General features: G+C 32.0%; 23 protein-coding genes and 2 pseudogenes. 10 read left to right on the top strand and 15 right to left on the bottom strand.

What is annotated here, in order from left to right; translation table 11 throughout:
* Positions 1-61: 61 nt before the first annotated feature.
* Positions 62-361 (bottom strand): hypothetical protein, encoded by a 300-nt coding sequence (locus tag GM3709_RS18015; RefSeq protein ID WP_144439493.1) that lies wholly within the window; start codon positions 359-361, stop codon positions 62-64.
* A 149-nt stretch (positions 362-510) separates the two neighbouring features.
* Here GM3709_RS18015 and GM3709_RS18010 point away from each other — a divergent pair, with 149 nt between their 5' ends.
* On the top strand, positions 511-1,350 hold the full coding sequence (locus GM3709_RS18010; RefSeq protein ID WP_082712913.1) for an IS5 family transposase: 840 nt from the start codon (positions 511-513) through the stop codon (positions 1,348-1,350).
* Between the two features lie 222 nt (positions 1,351-1,572).
* On the opposite strand, the gene GM3709_RS18005 is transcribed toward GM3709_RS18010, so the two are convergent.
* The 4 genes and pseudogenes from GM3709_RS18005 to GM3709_RS17990 form a co-directional block, all read right to left on the bottom strand.
* The gene (locus GM3709_RS18005) at positions 1,573-1,869 is read right to left on the bottom strand and encodes a hypothetical protein (RefSeq protein ID WP_066122202.1); all 297 of its coding nucleotides are present in this window, start codon (positions 1,867-1,869) and stop codon (positions 1,573-1,575) included.
* Between the two features lie 26 nt (positions 1,870-1,895).
* Positions 1,896-2,273: a hypothetical protein gene (locus tag GM3709_RS18000; protein ID WP_197671911.1), complete on the bottom strand. Its 378-nt coding sequence runs from the start codon at positions 2,271-2,273 to the stop codon at positions 1,896-1,898.
* Between the two features lie 119 nt (positions 2,274-2,392).
* Positions 2,393-3,659: pseudogene (locus tag GM3709_RS17995) on the bottom strand (IS701 family transposase).
* A 73-nt stretch (positions 3,660-3,732) separates the two neighbouring features.
* Entirely contained in the window at positions 3,733-4,011 is a 279-nt protein-coding gene (locus GM3709_RS17990; RefSeq protein WP_066122246.1) for a DUF433 domain-containing protein, read from the bottom strand.
* Positions 4,012-4,237: 226 nt separating this feature from the next.
* Here GM3709_RS17990 and GM3709_RS17985 point away from each other — a divergent pair, with 226 nt between their 5' ends.
* Both GM3709_RS17985 and GM3709_RS17980 read left to right on the top strand, forming a co-directional pair.
* Positions 4,238-4,459, top strand: a complete 222-nt coding sequence (locus GM3709_RS17985; RefSeq protein WP_066122198.1) for a hypothetical protein — start codon at positions 4,238-4,240, stop codon at positions 4,457-4,459.
* Complete coding sequence (locus GM3709_RS17980) at positions 4,446-4,871, top strand: putative toxin-antitoxin system toxin component, PIN family (protein ID WP_396229713.1); 426 nt, start codon at positions 4,446-4,448, stop codon at positions 4,869-4,871. The genes GM3709_RS17985 and GM3709_RS17980 overlap by 14 nt, the downstream gene beginning before the upstream one ends.
* Positions 4,872-4,898: 27 nt before the next feature.
* Here GM3709_RS17980 and GM3709_RS20315 read toward each other — a convergent pair.
* Positions 4,899-5,003 (bottom strand): annotated as a pseudogene (locus GM3709_RS20315) (DUF433 domain-containing protein); the annotation flags it as partial.
* A gap of 90 nt (positions 5,004-5,093) precedes the next feature.
* Here GM3709_RS20315 and GM3709_RS17975 point away from each other — a divergent pair.
* Positions 5,094-5,768 carry a hypothetical protein gene (locus tag GM3709_RS17975; RefSeq protein WP_066122192.1) on the top strand — a complete coding sequence of 225 codons (675 nt, stop codon included), beginning with the start codon at positions 5,094-5,096 and terminating at the stop codon, positions 5,766-5,768.
* A 16-nt stretch (positions 5,769-5,784) separates the two neighbouring features.
* On the opposite strand, the gene GM3709_RS17970 is transcribed toward GM3709_RS17975, so the two are convergent.
* The 5 genes from GM3709_RS17970 to GM3709_RS17950 form a co-directional block, all read right to left on the bottom strand.
* A complete protein-coding gene (locus GM3709_RS17970) occupies positions 5,785-6,300 on the bottom strand; it encodes a hypothetical protein (RefSeq protein WP_066122189.1) in 516 nt (171 codons plus the stop codon).
* 56 nt (positions 6,301-6,356) lie between these two features.
* Positions 6,357-8,102: a hypothetical protein gene (locus GM3709_RS19405; RefSeq protein ID WP_071828126.1), complete on the bottom strand. Its 1,746-nt coding sequence runs from the start codon at positions 8,100-8,102 to the stop codon at positions 6,357-6,359.
* Between the two features lie 37 nt (positions 8,103-8,139).
* On the bottom strand, positions 8,140-9,243 hold the full coding sequence (locus GM3709_RS17960; protein WP_066122185.1) for a restriction endonuclease: 1,104 nt from the start codon (positions 9,241-9,243) through the stop codon (positions 8,140-8,142).
* Between the two features lie 157 nt (positions 9,244-9,400).
* A complete protein-coding gene (locus GM3709_RS17955) occupies positions 9,401-9,742 on the bottom strand; it encodes a hypothetical protein (protein WP_066122182.1) in 342 nt (113 codons plus the stop codon).
* Between the two features lie 54 nt (positions 9,743-9,796).
* Positions 9,797-10,630, bottom strand: a complete 834-nt coding sequence (locus tag GM3709_RS17950; RefSeq protein WP_066122179.1) for a hypothetical protein — start codon at positions 10,628-10,630, stop codon at positions 9,797-9,799.
* 323 nt (positions 10,631-10,953) lie between these two features.
* On the opposite strand from GM3709_RS17950, the gene GM3709_RS17945 reads away from it, so the two are divergent.
* From GM3709_RS17945 to GM3709_RS17925, 5 genes are all read left to right on the top strand, one after another.
* Entirely contained in the window at positions 10,954-11,178 is a 225-nt protein-coding gene (locus tag GM3709_RS17945; protein WP_066122243.1) for a hypothetical protein, read from the top strand.
* Between the two features lie 168 nt (positions 11,179-11,346).
* Positions 11,347-11,580, top strand: a complete 234-nt coding sequence (locus GM3709_RS17940) for a DUF2281 domain-containing protein (RefSeq protein ID WP_396229712.1) — start codon at positions 11,347-11,349, stop codon at positions 11,578-11,580.
* On the top strand, positions 11,577-11,963 hold the full coding sequence (locus GM3709_RS17935; protein WP_066122176.1) for a type II toxin-antitoxin system VapC family toxin: 387 nt from the start codon (positions 11,577-11,579) through the stop codon (positions 11,961-11,963). Before GM3709_RS17940 ends, GM3709_RS17935 begins: the two co-directional genes overlap by 4 nt.
* An 8-nt stretch (positions 11,964-11,971) precedes the next feature.
* Entirely contained in the window at positions 11,972-12,202 is a 231-nt protein-coding gene (locus GM3709_RS17930; RefSeq protein WP_144439494.1) for a DUF2281 domain-containing protein, read from the top strand.
* Complete coding sequence (locus tag GM3709_RS17925; RefSeq protein ID WP_066122171.1) at positions 12,192-12,557, top strand: type II toxin-antitoxin system RelE/ParE family toxin; 366 nt, start codon at positions 12,192-12,194, stop codon at positions 12,555-12,557. The genes GM3709_RS17930 and GM3709_RS17925 overlap by 11 nt, the downstream gene beginning before the upstream one ends.
* 3 nt (positions 12,558-12,560) lie before the next feature.
* On the opposite strand, the gene GM3709_RS17920 is transcribed toward GM3709_RS17925, so the two are convergent.
* The 3 genes from GM3709_RS17920 to GM3709_RS17910 are packed head-to-tail and all read right to left on the bottom strand — an operon-like array spanning position 12,561 to position 16,601.
* Positions 12,561-14,612 carry an AAA family ATPase gene (locus GM3709_RS17920; protein WP_066122168.1) on the bottom strand — a complete coding sequence of 684 codons (2,052 nt, stop codon included), beginning with the start codon at positions 14,610-14,612 and terminating at the stop codon, positions 12,561-12,563.
* A 26-nt stretch (positions 14,613-14,638) separates the two neighbouring features.
* Entirely contained in the window at positions 14,639-15,427 is a 789-nt protein-coding gene (locus GM3709_RS17915; protein ID WP_066122166.1) for a hypothetical protein, read from the bottom strand.
* 40 nt (positions 15,428-15,467) lie between these two features.
* Positions 15,468-16,601: a reverse transcriptase domain-containing protein gene (locus GM3709_RS17910; RefSeq protein ID WP_066122162.1), complete on the bottom strand. Its 1,134-nt coding sequence runs from the start codon at positions 16,599-16,601 to the stop codon at positions 15,468-15,470.
* Positions 16,602-17,524: 923 nt separating this feature from the next.
* Here GM3709_RS17910 and GM3709_RS17905 point away from each other — a divergent pair.
* Positions 17,525-20,017, top strand: coding sequence for a hypothetical protein (locus GM3709_RS17905; protein ID WP_066122159.1), 2,493 nt, complete (start codon positions 17,525-17,527; stop codon positions 20,015-20,017).
* Positions 20,018-20,021: 4 nt separating this feature from the next.
* Here GM3709_RS17905 and GM3709_RS21805 read toward each other — a convergent pair whose 3' ends face one another.
* Entirely contained in the window at positions 20,022-24,026 is a 4,005-nt protein-coding gene (locus tag GM3709_RS21805) for a calcium-binding protein (RefSeq protein WP_066122156.1), read from the bottom strand.
* Positions 24,027-24,100: the final 74 nt, after the last annotated feature.

Genomic DNA, 24,100 nt, shown 5'->3' with positions numbered 1-24,100 from the left:
ATCCATTAAGTTAAATTAATCCTATTCACTCATTGTTATCCGTTTTTTATCAATGAATGAATTAATATAAATAGATAATTTTTCCATCGATAATTTCAATTAATCCCAAATCCTGTAATCCTATCCACTGCCAAGTTGTGAATAATTTATTGAACTGTTGCCAATCTAAATACATATATTTTTTCTTTTCTGTTGCACATGGTTTTATCCCATCTAAGGTTTTTTTTGCCTCTTCTAAATCAGGGTGAATTCTACTAGCTGTGAATTCAGTGAGGGATAAATATTCATTCCAAGATTTTTTCCTTGTGGGGTTAATATACCAACAACCAATCATTATACTCAGATCTTGCACCTTTATCATAAATTCTCGGTAAAGAGAGGGAAAAGGGAACAGGGAACAGGGAAAAGTGATAAGAATAGACCTCTTGCAAAATTAAATACGAGATAGGATTAACCAGAATAATCTATAATTTTGGGCGATGGAGGATACCTTAAGTATAAGATTTAATTATGAAACTTGAGAGAATAAAAAAATTAAAGCCAGAAAAGTTTAAAAGGAGATTTGGAGTAAAAAAAGAAACCTATAATCTTTTAGTAGAAATAGTCAAAAAAGAACAAAACAATCACAAAAGAGGAAGGAAAAGCAAATTAACAGTGTCCGAGCAGATTTTAGTAACCTTGGAATATTTGAGAGAATATCGAACTTATTTTCACATATCAGAGTACTGGAATATCTCAGAATCAACGGTTTGTAGAACAGTTCATAAAATTGAAAAAATCTTGCTCAAATCAGGTTATTTTTCCCTAGGTGGTAAAAAAGAATTGATAAAAAAAGAGAATGAAATTAAGGCAGTATTAATAGATGTTACTGAAATAGCAATCGAAAGACCAAAAAAAAGACAAAAAATTTACTATAGTGGCAAAAAGAAGGAACATACATTTAAAGCACAATTAGTAGTTAATAAAGATACCTTGGAAATAATTTGTTATGTAAATGGACGAGGAAGAGAACATGATTTTAAAATTTTTAAAAACAGTAGATTACCATTAAGTGAAAAAATAAAGTGTTTAGTAGACAAAGGTTATCAAGGTATAGAAAAAATTCATAAATTAAGCGAAATACCAAAAAAGAAAACAAAAAAAAGAAAGTTAACCCAAGAAGAAAAAAGAAAAAATAGAGAGTTAAATCGACAAAGAATCGTAATTGAACATGTAAATAGAAAACTTAAAATATTTAGAATACTATCAGAAAAATATAGAAATAAAAGAAAAAGATTTGGGTTAAGATTCAACTTAATTGCGGGAATTTATAACTATGAAATAGTGAAAAAAGACATAGCTATTATTTAAGAACTATATTAAAGAATCCAGTAAATTAATTTGTGTATTTTATCGCCAATGGGTATTTACTTTCCTAGGTTGAGAATTATATAAGCAAGAATTATGATTAACTGTATAAAGGCACTTATTTTCTTTAATTAAATTAAAGGCGATTGCTAATATTTTGTCTTATCCTATCATCTTTTTATGTTCATTATAATTTTGCAAGAGATCTAATTGATTTTAAAACTCCTAAAATTGATTTTTCCGTTCTGTCTCTTTGGTGTAATTGTACTGATGCAAGATCTGAGTTATATAGTCTTGATATTCATCTACTATAGTAAATAAAGGCTCTCTAACGTAGTATGGAACTTCTGAATCTTCTGATTTGAGCATAATACAAGTTAAGTCGATCGTCGGATGCTCCCTATCATGTTCTATTTCTTGCCATTGGGGAAATGTGATTAAAACGATTCTATGATCTGATAAATAATTAACAGTAGGTTTAGGATACAACCAACGTGCTAAATCTTTGAGATGATTAATCATTAGTGATTTCTTAGAAGTTAGTATTTTTACGGAAAATGTTGATCGAAACTCAAAATTTCTGTCTTAAAAATTCGTGCAGCGTAGCTGTGCCTTCGGCATCGAACTCTATGATGTTTTAAGAATCTTCTGGTTTTTAACTCTTGTATTTGACGATTAGCTTCTTTCCCTGCCAGTAAACCACATTTTTCGATCGTAGTTGTGGAGAGGAGATTAAGGAATTGATTGCGGTTAAAATTACCCATAAATGCCCCATAAGCACAAATAGCTTCGGGATATTGAGTCACTAAACCATAGTTTAAATCACGAGGTATCTGGGGGATATACTTTTCCCAACGAAACTCATCCACTGTTAACCATGCGGTAATAGTGATGGGTGCAATAACTCGATGAATGTCAGATTCCATCAATGATAACAATACAGGGCGGTTATCTTGAGGAGAAACGAGGTAGTCTCGCTGACTAATTTCTAAAATTTGCTCGACAATTTCTGAGCCTTTAGCTAATAACGGTACTTAGACAAAAATTATGCCCAAATAAACCCTAAACTTGCTTTATATAAGCTAAATACTTCCACATTATCTTTTAACCATTGAAAGAAACGAAAAGATACTGCCGTCCGAAACGCTTCCAATGCCTCTGCAAAAGTATTTAAGGGTTTATTTCCCCATTGCCTTCTCAATCCCCCTGTCAAACGATGCCATTGAATAAAAGTATAGGCGCAAAATACCAATATAAAATGTCTCATTAAACTTCTTTTATTTCTCACTTGGTATTCTGATAAGCCTAACCATCCCTTAATTTCACGGTAAAATACTTCTATCCAATTTCTTGATGTATAAGTTTCTACTATCCAATTTGCACAGACTTTTTCTCCTGTTTCATTGGTCATTAAATAATCAATATCTGTGGACTTTTCAAAACTGGGAGCATTCATGACGATAGCTAGGGTTTTTATTCCTGATAAGGCTGATAATTTAATTTTTATGGTTGCTACCCAAAGAGTTTTTTCTCTATTTTTACCTGTTTTTATTTCTTCAAAACTCTCTTGAGGTAATAATTTAGCTATTTCATCTATTCTTTTTTCAGACTCTCTCAAATCTTCTTTTACTACTTGTACTAATCTATTTTTTGCAATAATTCCTATATATTTTAAATTTTTTTGTTCTAATTTTTCTAATAAATTAGTATTGTTCCCATAACCCCCATCCATTAAAATTATTTGAGGATGGTAATTTCGGTTTAAACATTTTTCAATTAAATTAAAGGCAATATCGGGTTTTTTTTGAAATTGTGGGTCATCTTTTCCCAAGGGGAAATTTTCCGCTTTTTCATATAATTCAACGTCTAAGGGAAAACTTCTGACCCCATCATAAATGTGGGTGGTGACTGCGGATATTACCATTATCAGTTTTGCCAATTTCACCAATATATTGTCGTCCCACACAGTCAGTAAAATTGCCACTTTTACGATGACCTGAATCATCGATAATTAAAGAGAAAGAGCGACTTATTTTAGTTTGACGACATGAGGCAATAATTTCTAGTCTTTTATTATTTACCTCATCATAATTCCAAGTGGATTCTGTTAGGAAATGATGTAACTTATGATAAGTAATATCAAGATTATTATGGGCAATTTGAGTGAGATTTTTTCTTTGAGAATCACCTAATAAACCGCCCAAATAATTTCTAAACTCTCGTTTTTGTGCTTTTGTTTTTAATACAGGGTCTATTTTTTGGCACCAACGCTCGAAACAGGGTGGCATTGATGAAGATGTGATTTCTTTCATTTTGACCTAAAAACAATATAATGTAAATATTATAGCTTAATTGTTGTTATTGTTTTGTCTAAGTACCGATAGTTTAATCTTTAACGAGGCGATCGATTAAATGGTCTGGAATGCGGTTTAATTCAATATAATGATTAATTTCTTCGGTAAATTCACTGTAATAAGCAAGGGCGGAAAATACTTGACTTAGAGTTAAATGAGGCATTCCTTGAGGGATTTCTTCGGGTGTAATTCCCATTCGCCATGTTTCAACGATCGCCCTGACAGGGGTGCGAGTACCTTCAATAATTGGTTCACCGTTAAGAATTGATGAATCGGAAACAATATAACGATGCTGTGTTGCCTGTACCATTTTTGTTAAAATATTGATTTTAATTTTTAGGTTAACATTATCATAATCTACTTTAATTTCATTCCGAGTTATTTTAACCTTAATAGACTTCGACCTCATTCGGGCGAGAAGCCCGAAATACCCAGAAAAAATCTTAATTTTTCCCCGATGTCTAATAGTGTAAATACTTCATTTAATGGATTTTTACTATAATTAAAGATACTATTTAGTTAACTGTTAAGGAACAATGGAAACAATTACCATTCAAGTTGATCCTGAAATTGCCAAGGCTTACCGAGAAACCGAACCTGAAAAACAACAGAAAATCGCTATGTTTCTCAATGTAATGCTAAAAAAGGCTATTAATCAAAAACCACTGCTAGACATTATGGAAGAAGCAAGTCAACAAGCGATCGCCAATGGAATGACTCCAGAAATTTTAGAATCAATTCTCAATGATGAAAACTAAACGAATTGTTATTGATACTAATGTAATAGTAAGTGCGTTGATTTTCTCTGAATCTACTACTATGCAAGTTTTTAGAGAAGCAAAAGAAAAGGGAGTGCTTTTAATTTCTTCTGAGATTTTATCAGAACTAATTGATGTATTGAGTCGTCAAAAATTCGATCGTTATCTCTCCAGAGAAATTCGTGAGGATTTTCTAGCTAGTTTATATATAGAAGCACAAATCATAGAAATTACTGACAAAATAGAGATTTGTCGAGATTTCAACGATAATAAATTTTTAGAGTTAGCCGTTAATGGAAATGCAACACACATTATAACAGGGGATAAAGACTTATTAGAATTGCATCCCTTTCAAGGTATTCCTATTTTAACACCAAGACAATTTTTACAATTTATCGCAGAAATCAACTAACGGAAAAGGCGATCACCAAAGGTGGCGCTGCGCGATCGACCTAACAGGGGTACGAGTACTTTCAATAATAGGTTCACCGTTAAGAATTGATGAATCAGAAACAATATAACGATGCTGTGTTACCTGTACCATTGTTGTTAAAAGATTAATTTTAATTTTGAGGTTAACATTTTTATAGAAATCAAAAGACAAAAAAATAGATTAAAACATATAATTAATTTGATGGAAACTACACTAATTTATGGTTTATTTATAATTACATTCGTTATTTGTTTGTTTTGGCTAGTATATAAACTTGAATGGTTACAATCTTTAATATTAAAATTGAACACAATAGATGATAAAGGTATAGTTTTACCTTCTGTAATGTTGCTCTTTTTACCTTTCATCGTTACTTATTTTGTATCTGAATATATAAAGAGTAACGGGTATAATCACAATATTTTCGATTTTTTAAGCAAATTATTACCACTATTTACCTTTTTATTAGGAAGATACTTTTATATAAAAGATTTAAAAGAACAGAAGAAAGAGATAAAAAACAATTTGTTTTATGAGATACTTAACAATAAACAAAAAATTAGCTTATTGCTAGGAATATGTCATGATGATCCAAATTACAATGAAGGTAAAAAATGGTGGTGTGAAAAATTAAATCAAGGTTTTTGGGAACAAGATATATATGAGAAATATAAAGACATAATTTATACAGTAATTGATGAAAAAGCTATTTCTATAAAAAATATATATGATGAAATGAATAGTATAAAAAAGGGAGATTGGAATGATTATAAGAATAGCTTTATTGAAGAAAATCAAGTTAAAAGAGTTTATGGAGATATAGATAGTATTTTGGAAAACTTAAGTTATAAAAACTTTAAAAAATTTAATAAATAACTTTGATTGACATCAATTATTCATTATCTCGAATGGCATCAAGTATTTCTTGCATGGTGAAATAAATGTAATAAAGAATTGGAGTGCCACCAACATCAATAGTTCCAAAGTGACGGCATAAATTACCCGAATTAGGAATGATTAATTCAGAGACTTTAATAGGAGTACAATTAATATCAAAAGTGACTGTCCATTTTTTAGGTGAAATTAGTTTTCCATTTTCATCTCTTCCTCTTTTTACTAAGTCTATTAATAAATAATTATAAAAATAATCTATAGGTTTTCTTTGACTACCACTAAAATCTAAATCAGTAATGCTCTTCGAGTAATCTAAATAAGAGAAGTTTTCAAAATCCTTTTGTAAAAAATTAAAAAATTCTTTTACCTGTTTAACAATATATTCATTAGCTTTTTCTTGCTGTTCTAAATTATTAAATGATATATAAGGAATATAATTACTTTCTAAAGTTTTTCCTTGGCTTTTTTCAATAATAATATTGTTATTTTCAAATATTGATTCTGGCTTAAACATAATCTATAATTCTGGAATATAATTATTGTTGATAATTAGCTTATTTAATTTATTTATTATTGTGATATACTACTTCTTTTTCTTCGAGTCGGAAAAGGTTTTTTTAGTGGCTTTGGCTTTTTAAAATCTATTGGGGGCTGTGGCTTTTTAAAATCTAATTTAACTACTATTGTCCCTAAATAAACATTTAATATGTAGTAAAAGTTAGCTTTAAATATTTTAATTCCACAAATGTCAAAATCAGCATATTCACCTTCACTTTTTGCCTCTATATCGTAATAGTAAGGGATGAAAAATCGATTTTCTTTAACTTCATAACCATGTTCCTGTAAAGCAAATTCATATTCTAATTGTTTTATTACATCAATTCGATATTTTTTCTCTGTTTTATCTATAGGTTTATCTTTATTTTCCATAAAAAATTTCATAGAAACATTTTTAAAATCGATGATTTCTACGATTTCTACCGTCAAATCTTGATGTTGTAAAACAAGATCTGGTGTAGGATAGCGAAATTTGATATTTGTTAATTCATTTTTTCTGCTAATTTTACTATTTTCATAAACTCCCTTGTTTAAATTAAATTGAATACAAAAGACATATTGCCATCGTATTTTTCCTAATGTGTAAGCATTATCTGCACCATCAAGATCACAATAAAACCAAGAATTTTTGTCTTTTTTATTTTCTTCAAATTCTTGCTTTTTACGTGAAACGTTCCCTACTCTATTTATATTGTTTGTATCATTTATATGGAATTTATTTCTTTTTTCATTTTTATAATTTTCTATAACAATATCTGTATCCGCAAAACAAATTTTAAATCTATCATTTTTGGAATCAAAATATTTTTTAAAAAAGTAAGTCTGACACATATCTTCCCAAACATAAGAAAATCCTTGTTGTCCTTTTATTCCCCAAAATTCTCCATCATTACTATCTGAATTTAAACTACCATATAAAAAAGTTTCTATTGCTTCATAAAATTGCCAATAATCAGGATCTTTATAATGAGTATTTCTGTCTATATTGTCAAAAACTTCTTTTAAAATTAAGATTGTTTCTTCATAAGAATCAGAGTCAAAAAGTGACTGATCATGAGTTAAATATTCATCTCTAAATTGTTCTGCTAAAAAACGTATTTCTTGGGTTCGAGCTAAGACATTTTCAGGTACATCTTCTTGTAATTGCTCAATAATTGCATAAAGAATAAAGCAGTAAAGTTTAATTATATCGGTGCTTTCATAATGAATGGTTAAGCGTGGTAAGTCCATCGATTCAATATGAATAACATGATCTTCTTCAGAGTAATCTAAATAGATAGCTCTATCTAAATACTTGTGAATTTGAGCATAATCTATTTCTTCTGTTCTTCGGACTCTTTTCTGTATTGAATAAATTGCTAATTCATCATAAGCCTCTAGTATTTTCTCAATTTGAGTGATTTTACTATATAAAATACATTGATCTCCATCCTCATCATCTTCTGGTTCTAAAGTTTTACCCCCTTGAGATAACATGGTTTTATCTTGAGTTTTATTGGAATTAGTATCTTTAGTTTTAAATCTACCATTCCCCAAATTATCCTGTTCAAATTTTCTTAAAACACGGTACATTAAAAAAAATAAATCACGAACTTGGTTAAATTTTTCCGAACTATTATTCTTATCAAATTCTTCTTTAAATTTTTCAAAACCATTAGGTAAATTAAAATCAAAGCCTGAACCATCTTGTGAACGGTTACAACCCACGAAAGAGGTTTCTCCTACTTTTAAGCTAAATTCTGCAAAATTTAAGAACATAAATAATTGTAACTAAATAAAATAATAAATTATAAAGCTATTCAAATTTTCCCTGCAAAAGGTTAATGACAAATTCATTATGTTGTTTGATAAAGTCTCCAAAAGTAACAAGGTCTTTTTTATCTACTTTAAGAAGTTTTTGTAAAGGTGTTTTATCTCGATTAAAAATACTATCCCAAATAAAAAACATTAACTTATTTCTTATTTTTTCTGCACTAACGAAATCATCTTTTATAAAGTAATAACCAATCTGCATATCTTCTATTTTGCCACCTCTAATAGAGTTAGCATTTTGTTTAATAAATGTATTTAGATTTTTGACTAATTTCTTCCATTCATTATCCCATTTTAAATCGCCATCTTTACCATATTTAGCTGATGGAATTATTTTTGCAAAATCGTCATCCCAATCCACATATTCCCAATCCCAACGTCTTTTAAAAGCATTATCCATAAAATAAATGGAGTTATCAGAAGTATTCATGGTAGCAATAATAGATAAATTGGGGGGTATTCTTATACCCATACTTTCTATATTTAAGTTAAAAAACTTTATCTCTTCCTGAAATTCCGCAAAAGATTTTTCTTGAATAAATTTACCTAAACTATATTTATTTCCGTCCTTACCAGTAGTGTCTTCTTTTATACCTATAGCTTTTTGAAAATAATTAAATTCTATTTCTGTTAAATTAATCGGATAACTTGACCATCCTTTTAAACTTTTTAAAGGATTATCTTCTGTTTCTCGATCTAGTAATTGAAAAACTGTGCCAAAAATAGCAGATGAATTACCTCTATTTATCTCATCTATGACAAGAAGAACATTATCATAACTTTCTGTTTTTAACCTATAATGAGCCTCAATCATATTTTTATATGCCTTAATTAAAGCTCTTAAAAAATGACCTCCATAAAAGTTGTATTCTACTTTTCCCGCTTCGTTAGTAATTGGTACTAATTTACCCATAAAATCACCATAAGTATATTCTGGATGAAATACAGTTTTGATAATATTATCAGAGTTATTATCTATATCTAAGTCTTTTTGAGCAATACCACCATCATCATTATTAGAAATTCGATAACTTTTTCCTGTACCGGGGCAACCAAAAAGAATTTTTTGAATGGGAGTATTTGGCATATCAAGTTTTAACTATAGGGAATGAATAGACTAATAAACATAGAGCATAAAACCAGAATACTATAATTTTGTGTAGGTGAGAAAATAAAGATGCAATAAAAAAAAGTGAATCAATATTTTTCACTACATTAACAGTTATAGATTGAATTAATATCAGTTACTTTACTATATAACCATTGGTATAACACCTTTTGCAATTTTGATGAGTGGGATTTGCTCCCCCCATAGTTGAATAACCATTAATTACCGTTCCAGTTCCATGACAGTCTGGACATGAAATAATTACATTAGGTGAGAATACTTCTATATCATATTGATCAAGTTCTTGATATTTCAATGTTTTTAAGTTTTGTTGATTTTGCATTGGATAGTACCATTTAACCGTCAATTCTTGTTTAAAAGGATTATTGCTTATAACAATATAAAGATCGTTATCATTACCGTCATTTGTCTTAAATTTTAGAAAAGAATCTTTTTGTATTTTTGAATAGTCAATCATTAAGTAATACCTCACGAAGCGAATTTTACATATAACATTATTTTTCAGGCTGTGTTAATCGTCACGAAATTGATCCCATGCGGCTTGGTTAAAAGTAGAAGGATCTCCCCAATCTACCCCATCAAAGGGATCTGGACTACTATAGTAGTAATCATCATCATAATCATTATGGTCTTGATAATAATTTGCTTCTGATTCTTCCTCATCCCAATCTTCTTCATCTTCCTCTATTTCGTCTTTATCCCACAGATCATTGTCCGAAAGATTAGTATTTTCTTGATCAGATTTTATTGGGGAAACTTCTAAACCATTGTCCCTAAATTCCTTAACGATTTCATGGAGAGGATCTTCTAATAAATCTAATAATTTTTCGGGAGAAATTGTATTTTTATCAAGTTGTAAGGCTTCAATTAAATATTCTCCTATTTTGATATTTTTGCGACTATTCCACGCTCCAACATATAACAAGATATTACTGCTTTTTTGATAATAATTATATAAATGTTGTTGGTAGTCTATTTCAGCTAAATAGTAGTAAAGTTGCTCAGGATTTTGAATGTTTAATTTAGATAAAGCCTCGCAAATTTCCTCATCACAATGATTCACTAATGCCATGTCTGTAGAGTTAGTTAAATAAACCGCTAAATAATAAGCACGTTCTTTGATTAATTTAGGTAAAGTTTGGCATTCATTTTCATCATTACAACACACTTTAATTGTTAATAATTTTTCCTTAATTTGATTGTTGATACTTTCAAGAATTTGGGCTGATTTATCTTTTACTGCTGTATGTTGTCCAATTAGTGAAGTTAAAGAATATTCTGATAACTGCCAAGGTTGAATAAGTTGCTGAAAAATGATTTTATCCTCTGAGTTAGGATGAGTCATAATTGGTTTTGGTGTTAGTTTTCAACGGTTATATTTATCATATCCCGACATTTATGAAATTATCTATCATTAAATGCGAACGAGGAAAATAAGTTAGTCATTCAGAATATCTGCTAAAATTTCAGGTGTTAAGCCTCTGGCAATAGCTCGATCGAGTGTTTTTGTTCATTATTTTAGTTCAAAATCAATCTTATCTTTGTCATCAAAATAGGGAGATTCGATCGAACCTTAAAACTCATTAACCTTCAAATCCATCAATTTTTTGAGGGAAAAGAGATTTTGGTTACAATGTGGAAAAAGCCTTAAATTATCAGTTAAAAAGTATGTTAAAAAGCCATGAAGCTATCTATGACAATGGACAAGTAAAATGGTTGGAAGATACACCAAAAGTTACTTCTGCCCGTGTCATTATAACCATTCTTGAAGAATCCTCTAAAAGTGTTTTTAGCCGTCGTCAACCTCCTGAATTTATAGCGGGAAAAGGAAAAACATTAGGAGATATTGTTAGCCCTATTGTTAGTGAAGATGACTGGGAATGCCTAAAATGATTATCCTTGATACACATATTTGGTTTTGGTTTATCAATCAAGAATTTGACAGATTTTTTAAACATGGGTTGCAATTTAGAGCAAAAATGAACCATAAAACCATAATTAGATACTTTATTTTCTAAATATATTGAACTGGAAAAATATTTACTAAAAAAATAAAAAATAATGATAAATATTGAAACAAAAATATTGAAAACTTTAGAAAAAATGCCCGTATCTCTGCAAGAAGAATTATTGCATTATGCTGAGTATCTTCAGGAAAAATATAATCAAAATAATGGAAAAATAAATGCTTCTAATCAAAAACTTCGCTCAGGCATTTTAGAAGGCACTTTTGTTTTACCATTACCTGATGATTTTGATGAGTCTTTAGAAGATTTTGAGGAATACATGAGATGAAGGGTTATTTATTAGATACTCATGCTTTTATTTGGTTATCAGAAAATGATCCTAATTTGCCAATTAATCTAAGACAAAAAATTGATTCAGCCGAAAAAGTTTATTTAAGTATTATTAGCCTTTGGGAGATTGCCATTAAAATCAATATCGGGAAATTATCCCTTAAAAAAAGTTATCAACATATTGAAAATGAACTAAAATTATCGGACATTCTCTTATTACCAATTACTTTTGCTGACACTCAAAGACTATGCAAATTACCATTATATCATCGAGATCCTTTTGACAGAATGTTAATTATTCAGGCAATGGAAAGAGAATTAATTTTAGTGAGTAAAGATACTAAATTTTCGGCTTATCCAATTGAAATATTATGGGAATAAAAACAATGATCAATATTCAAACTAAAATATTAGAAACTTTGGGAAAAATGCCTGAATCTTTACAAGAAGAATTGTTGCATTATGCGGAGTATCTTCAGGAAAAATATAACCGTAGTAATATGACTCAATTAAATGGTAATGATGTCATTAATGATTTTCGTATCTCTTGGCATGAAGCGATGACAGGGCAAACTATTCCAGTTAGTCAACTTTGGGAAGGTTTAGAAGATGACGAATAATCGGAAAATTACCGTAGAGGCTACTCTCACATTTAAACGTAATTTACGCAATCTTAAGAAAAAATATCGTAGTATTGCTCAGGATATAAAGCCGATAATTGAACAATTAGAAACGGGAGAATTATTAGGGGATAGAATCACTGGTGTTAATCATCAAGTGTTTAAACTAAGAGTAAAAAATAGTGATATTCAAAAAGGAAAAAGTGGCGGATACCGTCTTATTTATTATGTGAAAATAGAAGATGTAGTGGTTTTATTAACTGTTTATACAAAATCAGAACAAGCTAATATTAGTAATCAACAAATTATTAATATCATCAAAGATTATCAAGTTAATTCTACTACAGAAAATTAAACTTTAATATAAAAGAGCAATAGCCTCTCCTATTTGTTTAACTTTATTCACTAATTCAGGGGGATTAATTACCTTAACTTGCCCACCAAAACCGACAATCCATCGTAATAAATCAATATCTTCTAATGACCATAATGGTAATTTTACTTGAAAACGATTAGGAAAGTTTTTATCTCCCGTTTTTTTGAGAGTAAAAGGGGGATTTGTCTCACTATTTTTATGAAGACGGGGGGACATTTTCATTTGTTGTAAAGGGAAGCGATTTGTACCTTCACTGATAAACTTAAAAGTATAGTCATTAAACCATAATCCTATAGTTATTTCGGCTTTACTTTTTTGTTTTAGATCGAAATATTGTTTTTGCAATTTGACATTATTACCAAGAAATATTCCGCCACTAGCCTGATATAGTTTTTGCAATTTATTTAAGGCGTTTATTTGTTGCTTTTCATCCCGTGATTGATGTGGTTTTCTGCCTAAAAATAACCTGTCTAATCGATCGAACTTAAATAAACCATCATCCTTACCTTTAAAGCATTCATAGCCTAAATACCACCCAATATTATGGAAAACTATTTGCACTGGATAAGCTAAAAAATAGTCCTCATTGATGTTTTTTTCTTCTGTTTCTTGGATAAATTTACCACTACCTATAAAGCGATTTAATTCTAATAATTCTCCCTTTTCTATCGAGCTTTCAACTTCATCAATTTTTCGGGCTAAGGAAGTATTAGATAGACTGTTTAAATCAACAATATTTTTATTATAAATTGCCCTGACAGGATAACTTTCGGGATGAGCAATTTTAGCATCTCCCAGACGACTTTTAAAGGTTTCATAGACAGATAAAGCAACGGGATCTGATAAACTATTAGCTTGGGCTTCTAATAAGCGAAATACTTTAATTAAGTCTGTTTGAGATAAAATTCCAGTGCCAATAAAATAGCCTTTTTTCATGGTAAAATCGGGTAAAATGCCAAAGGGTTTTAATACTTTTTCTATATCTTTGCGAATACTATCACCGCAATTAATATTAATAACTTTTTCTTCTTGCATAGCATTAATTAAACTTTGCAAACATCCCTCTTTTTCTTCATAATTTAGAGGATTATGGATGATAAAATGAATTGTTTTTATGAGTCTGCTAAATGGTTCAATATCTGAGTAAGGATGGGTTACTAAATCGTCAATATTTACTATTTCAATATCTGGTAATGGTTCATAATTTTGTTGATTAATAATCCCCATTTTTTCTAACCAGATTAAGTCTTGTTTAATGGCTTCTGGTTGAGCATAAATAGAGCTGATTTCTTTAGCTAAAATGCCACAAATTTCTTCTATTTCACACTCAAATTTAATCTCCTCTCCAAATATTTCCCTAATTAATTCAGGATTAGATTCTGATAGATTACCCAGATTCGGATATTTAATAATTAAGCTGATGAGGTGCAAAAGTCGATCGAAATCAATTAACCTTGAATAAGGATGAAATTTTACTTTACTATTGGCGGTGCGATTATGACGATTAACTTGAACTCGATTTAATTTTGTTAGTTTATTATTAAACTGATTAACTTCTAATTTACCATCTCTAAAGGGTATATCATAAACAGCTAAAAAACCCTCCGCAGGAAGGGGAGGAAAATTTCTTAGGGATTGATTCATGGCAATAATAACATCATCTGGTACTTGACGAGAACGTCTTTTATTCCATTGTTGACAAACATTTAAAGGAGTTTTTAAATACCAACCAATCCAGTTAATATTGTGATATTTAGCTAACTGTTTAAGGAGAGAAATTCGCCACCATCTTTTAGCGTTAGTGGCATCATAAATAATCGGTTTTCCAGTATTAATATGACTCTCAATTTGTTTAAATATTTCAGCTTCAATTAACTGCCAATCTCCCTGTATATTTTCATCACCAAAAAGTTTTTCTCTAACTTTATCGGTAGAGATAATTTGATAATTAGAGTCTTGTTTAATTATATGATTAGCGAGGGTTGATTTTCCGCTACTAGGACAACCAATTAAAATATGTGAGATGATAGACATAGAAAGTAGTATTTAAAGATTAATAATTATCTTCTGGCTTGTGGTGGAATCCATTGATTACAACGACAAATAAACCAATGAATAGTTTTTTTTATTGATAAATATGGCTTTAGGTTGTATAGTTCAGAAACTTTATTTTTAACAACATTATAGTTGATATTTTCAATTCTTTGGATAATTGTTTTTCCTTCTTCTCTATGACTAGCAATATTTCTTAATTTATAAATACTAAGTAGTAATAAATAGTTTTTTCTTTCTTCATTTAGTCTATCTTGATAGATATTATCTGAATTATTAGATATTATTATCAAAGATAACTCTATTTTTTGTTGCATCCATACTTTTGTCATATCATTTTGATTAATTATCCTAATAAAATTTTCTCTCGTAGAATTATCTGAAATATTGTTAGAAACCACAACATAAGCATTTTGAAATAAATCATTATTATATCGATAATTAGTTTGTATTAAAAAATCAATTATAGGCTCTATTTGCAACCAAGCAAATCGACAAAAATCCATAAAATCATTTCTATACCTAGCAATTATCATTCTTAAATTATCGGCTTCTAATTGTGTCCTTAATAGTTGATGATAATTAAGAAATGAATCATGGTTTATATGATACTGTTCAAATTTTAATGATTGATCTTCTAAATCTTCCAAATAGAATATTATTAGTATATTTTCTATTTCTCTAATACTTTTAGCTTTAACAAATTCGAGACTATTATATTTATCATTGTCAGAACATTTTAAATGTTTTTTTAGTTCTTTTAATGCTTCTAATATGAGTTCTACATTTTCATCCATTGGTTAGAATATAAAGATTAAATAAAATGTTATATCATATTTAGAAATAAATTTTTAATAGTTGATAATATTGATCAATATACTTACGATAAATCCTATCATCTTTACCCTTAACCATACCGATAAATTCTATTTTACCCTTTAACACATCTTGGAAACGAGGGGTTTCTTTCCCTGAAAATCTGGCACTATGATAATACTTTTCTTCAAACTCCTTGTGTGCCGATTCTAAGCCAAATTTAGCCCAAGCATGAAGCATCGCCCTAACTTGACGCACATAACGTCTATCCACATTAGGAAATTGATTGGTAGTTAAACCCGTTACCTCTTGATGATTACCCTTAGTTTGTAAGCGAGTTTTCTTCTCATTCACACTAAACCCATTTTCTCTAATGATACTAAAGAGTCGATCGCCAAGATGGAACTCTCCGAGATTGTCTAAAACTACCTCATCAGTTTCACCATCATTAACTACATAAGCCAAATCCACAGGAAAATCCTTGAGAGTAGTAGAAAAAGTTATATCATCAGCATAACGAGTATAAGTTGCCTTACAATCCTTCGCCAGACGCTGTAATTGACTATCCATCTTCCCACAAATCATATTAGTAACGATGGGAGAAGTAGGCGCACCTTGGGGTAATTGATTATTATGACAACAAATTTGCGCTAACACCGTAGCCACATCAGGGGGTAAATGATAAGGAATCCCCATAAACATCCCCCTAACTCGTCCAAAATTGACGGAGGGGAAAAAATCTTCTAAGTCTAAATTTAAAACATAGCGTTTTTTGACATGGGCTTTTGCATTAGTAATAATGTTCTTCTCTAGCACAAAACCATGCACCGAAGGCTTAACCTGATAAACTGCCTGTAAAACCTGATTAAGTTTTTGTTGAATAATTTTTAACGCCGTAATCGGGGTTGATATTTGTCTTTCACCCCCAGATTTTTTCGGAATAGTAAAAGTTTTATAACGTCTCTGGGGGTTAACTAAATAAAGATGATAAACTAACCTTTTATGAGGAATATTTAAGAGTTTAGCAACATCTAAAGGAGTTTTTAATTGATAGAATTTTTGTTTTAATTCTTCGGGAGAATCTTTGAGTAATAACGGATTTTGGTTTTGCAGATGAGGAAAAATAAGTTGCCATTGAGGTAGATTTGCCGTCATTATTACTCTTAAATTAACAATAAAAACTTGTGACAAAAAAGAAAACTAAAATAAAAATCACTTGCAGGTTGTATTCTACCTTATCCATATATCAATAGAATATCAATAGAAACTCTATTAAATTACTATTGAATATCGTATCGTAAAGCTAACCTTGAAATACACCATCGCAGGATCTACAATGGAAATCAATATCTTACCCCACAAGTGATTTATTTAGTTTTAACCTTTTTTTCAGGTCATACTATTACTTTATCTTACCCTAAAAAGAAAACCAATGATTTAATGCTAACGACGAAATATTAATCAGTTTGGTTAATTATTCCTTAAGTTATGAATGATGAGCAAGGTTGAGTATTTTATATTCTCGGAGATCTTTTGTTGACACTCATCTATTAAATCAAAGTGCGATCGATCGTTAGTGTTAAGCGGTGTTACGGTAAATTCTTGTTTCTTTCAGTTGATAGAAAAATAGGCAATATTAATTTTCTTGAAAAAATTTTGTTAGTTTCTGTAAACTTGTTGTACAATGTAGGGAGAGTTTTCCAGTCTTTGAAACAAAAGATTAGGAGAAGTAGAGGCTAACAAAGAGTGTTTACTACTTTGTCAACTCTTACCACAATCTCCATCATATCTTATAAGCAATTATATGATAGCAGATTTGAAATAAGAGTTGTTAATTATTTTTACACTTTTTTCCTATAAAAGTGTAACATCAGATAAACTAAAACTCCTGAAAAACTTGTAAATATTGAGATTGAGCTAAAGTAAAAAAAATAAAAATGTCCAAATCTTAATATTTTTTTATTTTGAAGGTTTGTTAAAAAAAACAAGTATTAGTTCTAGTTATTCCAGACAAAGAAAGTAAAAAACCAAAAAAAGCCTCTGTTTCTCCGAACCAAAAAAATTAGGAGAAAAGAGCGATGTACAATCCCTTACAACTAAACCAAGAACTAAACCAAACAATCTGTCAAATCTTCCCCCACCGTTGGAACTGGATTTTAAAGAAAGAAGCACAATCATGGCGAACCATCAAAACACCCCTGAGAGACGAAAGCCTCATCAAAATATTCTCAGACTCCACACAAATAGTAGGAGTAGGATTTGGGCAATATAGTCAATACATAATGCTAGACATAGACAAAAACTCCCCCTACCATCCCAATAATGACAGAAAAGCCATTATCAAACTAGAATTTGCACTCAGTAAAATCGGACTAATAGAAAACATCAAAATACAATCAAGTAACAGTGATGGTTTACATATATACTATCCAATAAAAGTAAAAATAAAAAGCTATCAGTTAGGGAAAAAAATAACAGAATACCTAGAGGCAGAAGGATGGACAGTAAAAAACGGAATATTAGAAGTATTCCCCAACAAGAAAAAAGGGAATTATAGCCACAACAAAGAAGAATGGACAGTATATCAAAGACATAGACTACCCCTACAACCAGACAGTGGTAGTTATCTCCTTGACGACAAATATCAAGTAATCAGACAACAATGGTGCTTAGGACTAGAAGAATTTGTAACTAAATGGAGACAAATAGAATCAAGACAGCCCATAGAACAACTAAAAACCTACCTCTACGGCAAGATAAACAGCAGTAGTAAACTAAAAATCATCAGCAGAGAACTAGAAGCACAAATAGCTAGAGGATTTACCAATGCAGGAGAAACCAATGATATTCTCTTGGAACTAGGAAGGAGAGTAAGAATAGTAGAAAAATTAGGAGGAATAGACCTCAAAGATAAATTAATAGAAATTGTTACTTCAATGTCAGGATATAAAGAATACTGTGGACATCAACAAGAAATAATAGAAAGATGTCAAGACGTAGCCCGATGGGCGCAAAAGCATTTTTGGGTGAAAAACGAAAGAAAAAAACAAGACTTACCTCTACCCAAAACCAATAACAAATATAAACAAGAAGAAGCAAAAATAAGAATAAGCAGAGCTTTAGAACAAGCCCTAGATAAAACTTTTTTTACCATAACAGAATTTACCTTATGGATGGTAAAAACAGCTAAATGTTCCCTAAAAACCCTATATAAATACCAAAAGCAATGGAGAGGGATAGTAGAGAAAATGATTAGTTTAGAGAGTGGGAAGCAGGGAGTAGAGAATAAAGAACAGTCAGAGACTAGAGAACTCGGATTTGGAAGCTCCGAACAGTTAGAGAGTGGGAAGCAGGGAGTAGAGAGTAAAGAACAGTCAGAGACTAGAGAACTCGGATTTGGAAACTCCGAACAGGGAATAAATAATACAGAAAAAAATAAAATCGTGTGTAATAAACCAGAGCAAAAAGAACAGAGCTTAATTTACAAAAACAATACAAAGATAGAAAAAAAACAGCTAGAAACAAGACAGGACAAAGAACAGAGCCAATTAGATTTAGAAACTACAAAAATAAGCGAAAGTGTGGGAAAACCACCAGCCGATAAAGATTTGAGCCTTTTTAACTTAGACCAGTATATACTAAGGTTATATATCCTTAGTTTGTTTAAACCGCAAGGGTACGAAGTTAAAAAAGAACAAGAAACGTGCGGTTATGAAAGTAAACAAAGCGAGTCACAAGAAAAAGATAGTAGTTATAAGAGTAAACAAAGCGAGTCACAAGAAGAAAAACTGGACAAACAAACTCAACAGTGGCTTAAATCAAAGGAAATTGTACTTGGTGAGGGTAGCCAACAGGCAACAGGTAACAAGCAACAGGGGATTTCCAAAAACTCAAATTGTGACCTTGTCAAGTATAGTAAAGGTGAGTGTAATAATGATAATTTACAAGATGTAATAATCAATGAACAAAGTCAGCACTTAGGAATAGAGGATAAGAGTTTACAATCTTCATTGGAACAAGCAGGTAAGGAAAAATGTCAGCAAGAAAAGGAAAATCAAGTATCAGGACAGAAAAATAGTAAGGCAAGGACAAGGTTTATTGAGGAGTTAAAAGAAAAATGGGGAGAATTGCCTTCAAAACTCATTAACTTGATTTTAAAAGCAGAAGCACAGCACTTAGAAAATTGTACTCAGTTGTTGGAAAAGAATAGTAAAATCGGCAATCCCATTGGTTTTGTCATCAAAGCCTTAGAGAATAATTGGCAAGCTAAAAAATCGTCTTCAGTTAAGACAGCCAAAGCAAATTTATCAACGAAAACAGCTTCTAATCAACCAAGTTGGTACTCAGAATTTGAAAAATTCTATCAGTTAGCAATAGCGACAGGATATTGTCAAGATTGTCCCGCACATTGGCTACCAACTAATCATCGTCATGAACCGATGGTGAGATTAACTCAACCTAATGAATATTTAAGAATACCTTATACTCTCATGTATTGGCGTACTGCTAAGGAAGAATTTGAGTCACTATACCCACATCTGAGTATTGAAAATTGGTCAGCGGAAACATAGGTTTCTATACAATCGAAATATCAGCACTAATCATTGCCAATCCAGTATTTAATTTTGCAATTTGTAGCGCTGCCGTTGCACCATTGCCATCAATATCAAAGAAGAAGGCACCATTACTAGAGTTATAGATAAAACGTTGAGAAGATGTTGTTGCCGATGAACCCACACGGAATTGATTTACTGGTAAAGTACCCAAGGATAAACCACCGCTAAAACCATTACGACGAACCAAAATAGTGTCATCACTAACATTAAAGTCACTAAGACGATCGATCCCCTCATTAACGGAAGTAAAGCGGAAAGAGTCATCACCAGTACCACCGATAAGACTATCATTTCCTAATCCACCAGTGAGAGTGTCATTGCCACCCCGGCCACTTAAGGTATCATTTCCTTCTCCACCAGTTAGATGGTTGTCAAGGTTATTCCCCGTAATATTGTTCCGTAAAGTGTTTCCTGTACCATTAATATTCCCCGTTCCCCCTAGTATTAAATATTCTACATTTGCACCTAAAGTATAGGCAATAGTCGATCGAACTGTATCATTCCCCTCACTGACATTTTCAATAACTCGATCGCCTGTACCATCTACGTAATAGCTATCATTGCCCGTACCACCAGTCATAGAATCATTGCCCGTACCACCGATGAGACTATCACTTCCACCGATGAGAGTGTCATTACCGCCACTTCCATTAAGAGTATCATTTCCTTCACCACCATTGAGAATGTTATTACGGTTATTCCCCGTCACACGGTTGCTTAAACTATTACCCGTTCCATTTATATCTGTATTTACTGTATCACTGAGACTCAAATTTTCAACGTTGTTAGGTAGAGTATAGGTAATGGTAGAGAAAATTATATCTGTACCCTGATAAAAAAATTCAATAACCTCATCTTCAATATTATCCACAGAATAAGCATCATTATCCAATCCTCCTTGCATTCTGTCAATGCCAGTACTGCCATTAAGACGATCGTTCCCATTCCCTCCAACTAAGGTATCATTTCCTTCACCACCATTGAGAATGTTATTAAGGTTATTACCCGTAAGACTATTATTGAGGGTGTTTCCTGTACCATCGATATTTGCTGTTCCTTCTAGGATTAGGTTTTCTACATTCTCTTCTAAAGTGTAAGTAATAATCGATCGAACTCTGTCTGTTCCCTCATTAGTATTTTCTGCCACTCGATCTCCTGTGGCATCGACATAAAAAGTATCATTTCCCGTACCACCAATCATGGAATCATTACCAATACCACCCGTTAGGGTATCGTTACCACCACGTCCATTCAGAGTATCATTTCCCGTACCACCATTGAGAAGGTTATCAAGGTTATTCCCCGTAATATTATTATTGAGGGTGTTTCCTGTACCGTTGATATTTGTGGCTCCTTCTAACACCAGATTTTCCACATTTGCTCCCAGAGTGTAGGTAATGGTCGATCGTACTGTATCTGTTCCCTCATTGACATTTTCTGCCACTCGATCTCCTGTGGCATCGACATAAAAAGTATCATTTCCCGTACCACCAATCATGGAATCATTACCAATACCACCCGTTAGGGTATCGTTACCACCACGTCCATTCAGAGTATCATTTCCCGTACCACCGCTAATAATATTGTTAAGGTTATTCCCTGTAATACTATTATTAAGAGTATTTCCTGTACCGTTGATATTTCCTGTACCTTCTAACACCAGATTTTCGACATTGGCACCTAAAGTATAGGTAATGGTCGATCGTACTGTATCCGTTCCCTCACTGGTATTTTCTACCACTCGATCTCCTGTGGCATCGACATAAAAAGTATCATTTCCCGTACCACCAATCATGGAATCATTACCAATACCACCCGTTAGGGTATCGTTACCACCACGTCCATTCAGAGTATCATTTCCCGTACCACCATTGAGAAGGTTATCAAGGTTATTCCCCGTAATATTATTATTGAGGGTGTTTCCTGTACCGTTGATATTTGTGGCTCCTTCTAACACCAGATTTTCCACATTTGCTCCCAGAGTATAGGTAATAGTCGATCGAACTGTATCATTCCCCTCACTGACATTTTCAATAACTCGATCGCCTGTGGCATCTACATAATAGGTATCATTGCCCGTACCACCAATCATGGAATCATTGCCAATACCACCGATAAGAGTATCATTACCATTACTACCATTGAGGTTATTGTTGCCAATATTACCTATGATCACGTTATTTAAGGTATTTCCCGTACCGTTAATATTTCCCATACCAGTGAGGACTAGATTGAGCAAATTATTCGGTAAAGTCGTGGTGACAGAAGAAAGGTGAGTATCCGCATCCGGAACTCCATAACCAGAAAATCTGTTGCCAAAAATATCATTGTTATCAAATTCAGTTCCCGAATAAATAGCTAGTTCAATTACTCCTAAATTAGCATCATCATTAGCAGTATTACCAGAAAATTGAACATTCTCTAACACAACATCTGGAAGAGTAGTGGGCATTCCTTGGTTATTGCCATTAGTAGTAGTGGTAGATTTCATCGCGAAAATCGCTCCCCCTAAACCTTTTCCACTTCTATTTTCAATATCACTACCGCCCACACTACTGTTATTGCTCATAGTAGTATTAGAAACTCGCAAAGACCCACTACGAATAAAAATTCCTCCTCCTAAACCAGCTCCCCCTCCGCCATAAAATCCACCATATTGACCACCACCGCCACCAAATCCACCATCGCCACCATCACCATCACCACCACCATATTGACCACCACCGCCACCAAATCCACCATCACCGCCATCACCACCACCGCCACCAAATCCACCATCACCACCACCGCCACCAAATCCACCATCGCCACCATCACCACCATCACCACCAAAATATATAAGACTATCGCCACCATCACCACCATCACCACCATCACCACCAAATCCACCATCACCACCATCACCACCATATCCAGTATATCCACCATCGCCACCATCACCACCATCACCACCATATCCACCATCACCACCATCACCACCATCACCACCATATCCACGATAAACACCATCAACACCATCATTAGCAGTATTTCTGATGGCATCTAATCTCATCCCACCCCCTCCGCCACCAAATCCACCATTCCCACCAATGGCTCTGTTATTAGTTACTGTGGAGTTATTCAATGTCACCGTACCACTGTAGATGAATAATGCTCCGCCCATACCAGCACCACCTCCAGAACCATCCGTACCTTGCGCCCGTCCACCAGTGAGGATTATATTATTAAAGGTTACATTACCACTCTTGATGAAAAACAAATTTACATCTCCAGCATCATTAACTCCATTGTTATTGGCATCTCCACTGATGTTGAACCCATTACCGTTAATAGTTAATCCTTTATTTTCATTAATAAAAGGTAATTGACTGGTTAAACGAATATTTCCAGAAAGATTGATGACATCATCAACTCCATTACTTTGAGATGAGATGATCGCGTTTCTTAGATCAGAAAAAGTACCTACTGTAAAAGTTGCTGTTTCTACTTGTAAAATTTGACCATCTACTTCAAGGGTGGCAAAATCATTTTCTGCTTTTAGGGCTTTTAAGTTTTGTTCATCCATTGATTTATTCAAAACCAAGTTTTTCCAAATTTCCCCTTCGTCGCCTTGACTATCTGTGGTGTTAATTTGAGCATCGATAAAGTGTCCATATTCTTCCGACAACACTTCCACTATGGCTGAAATTGATTCTTGTTGCAGTAAAAAAGAGGATAAATAAATGGTATTGTTTGTGGCACTGTAAGCTCCTCTTGCCCCTTTCATTTCGATGGGGGATAAAATTTTGATAGGGGGTAATTGACTAAAATCATTGTTACGCCATGATTCTACGAGATTATTAACTGTATTTTGATCAACATTATTTCCGAAAGCTAAAAGCAAATTTTCTTCTAAATTGGGGCTTAAAATGGTTTCGAGCAATAAGGTTTGAGCTTTTACGAGAGCTTGATTTAATTTTGTCATGATAAAAATCCTAAAATAAAAGATATATATTATTTGATTTGGTTATTAACACTATAATTTATACTTTAACTATG

Source organism: Geminocystis sp. NIES-3709, from assembly GCF_001548115.1.
Lineage (GTDB): Bacteria > Cyanobacteriota > Cyanobacteriia > Cyanobacteriales > Cyanobacteriaceae > Geminocystis.
This window is presented reverse-complemented; position numbering and strand designations above follow the sequence as displayed.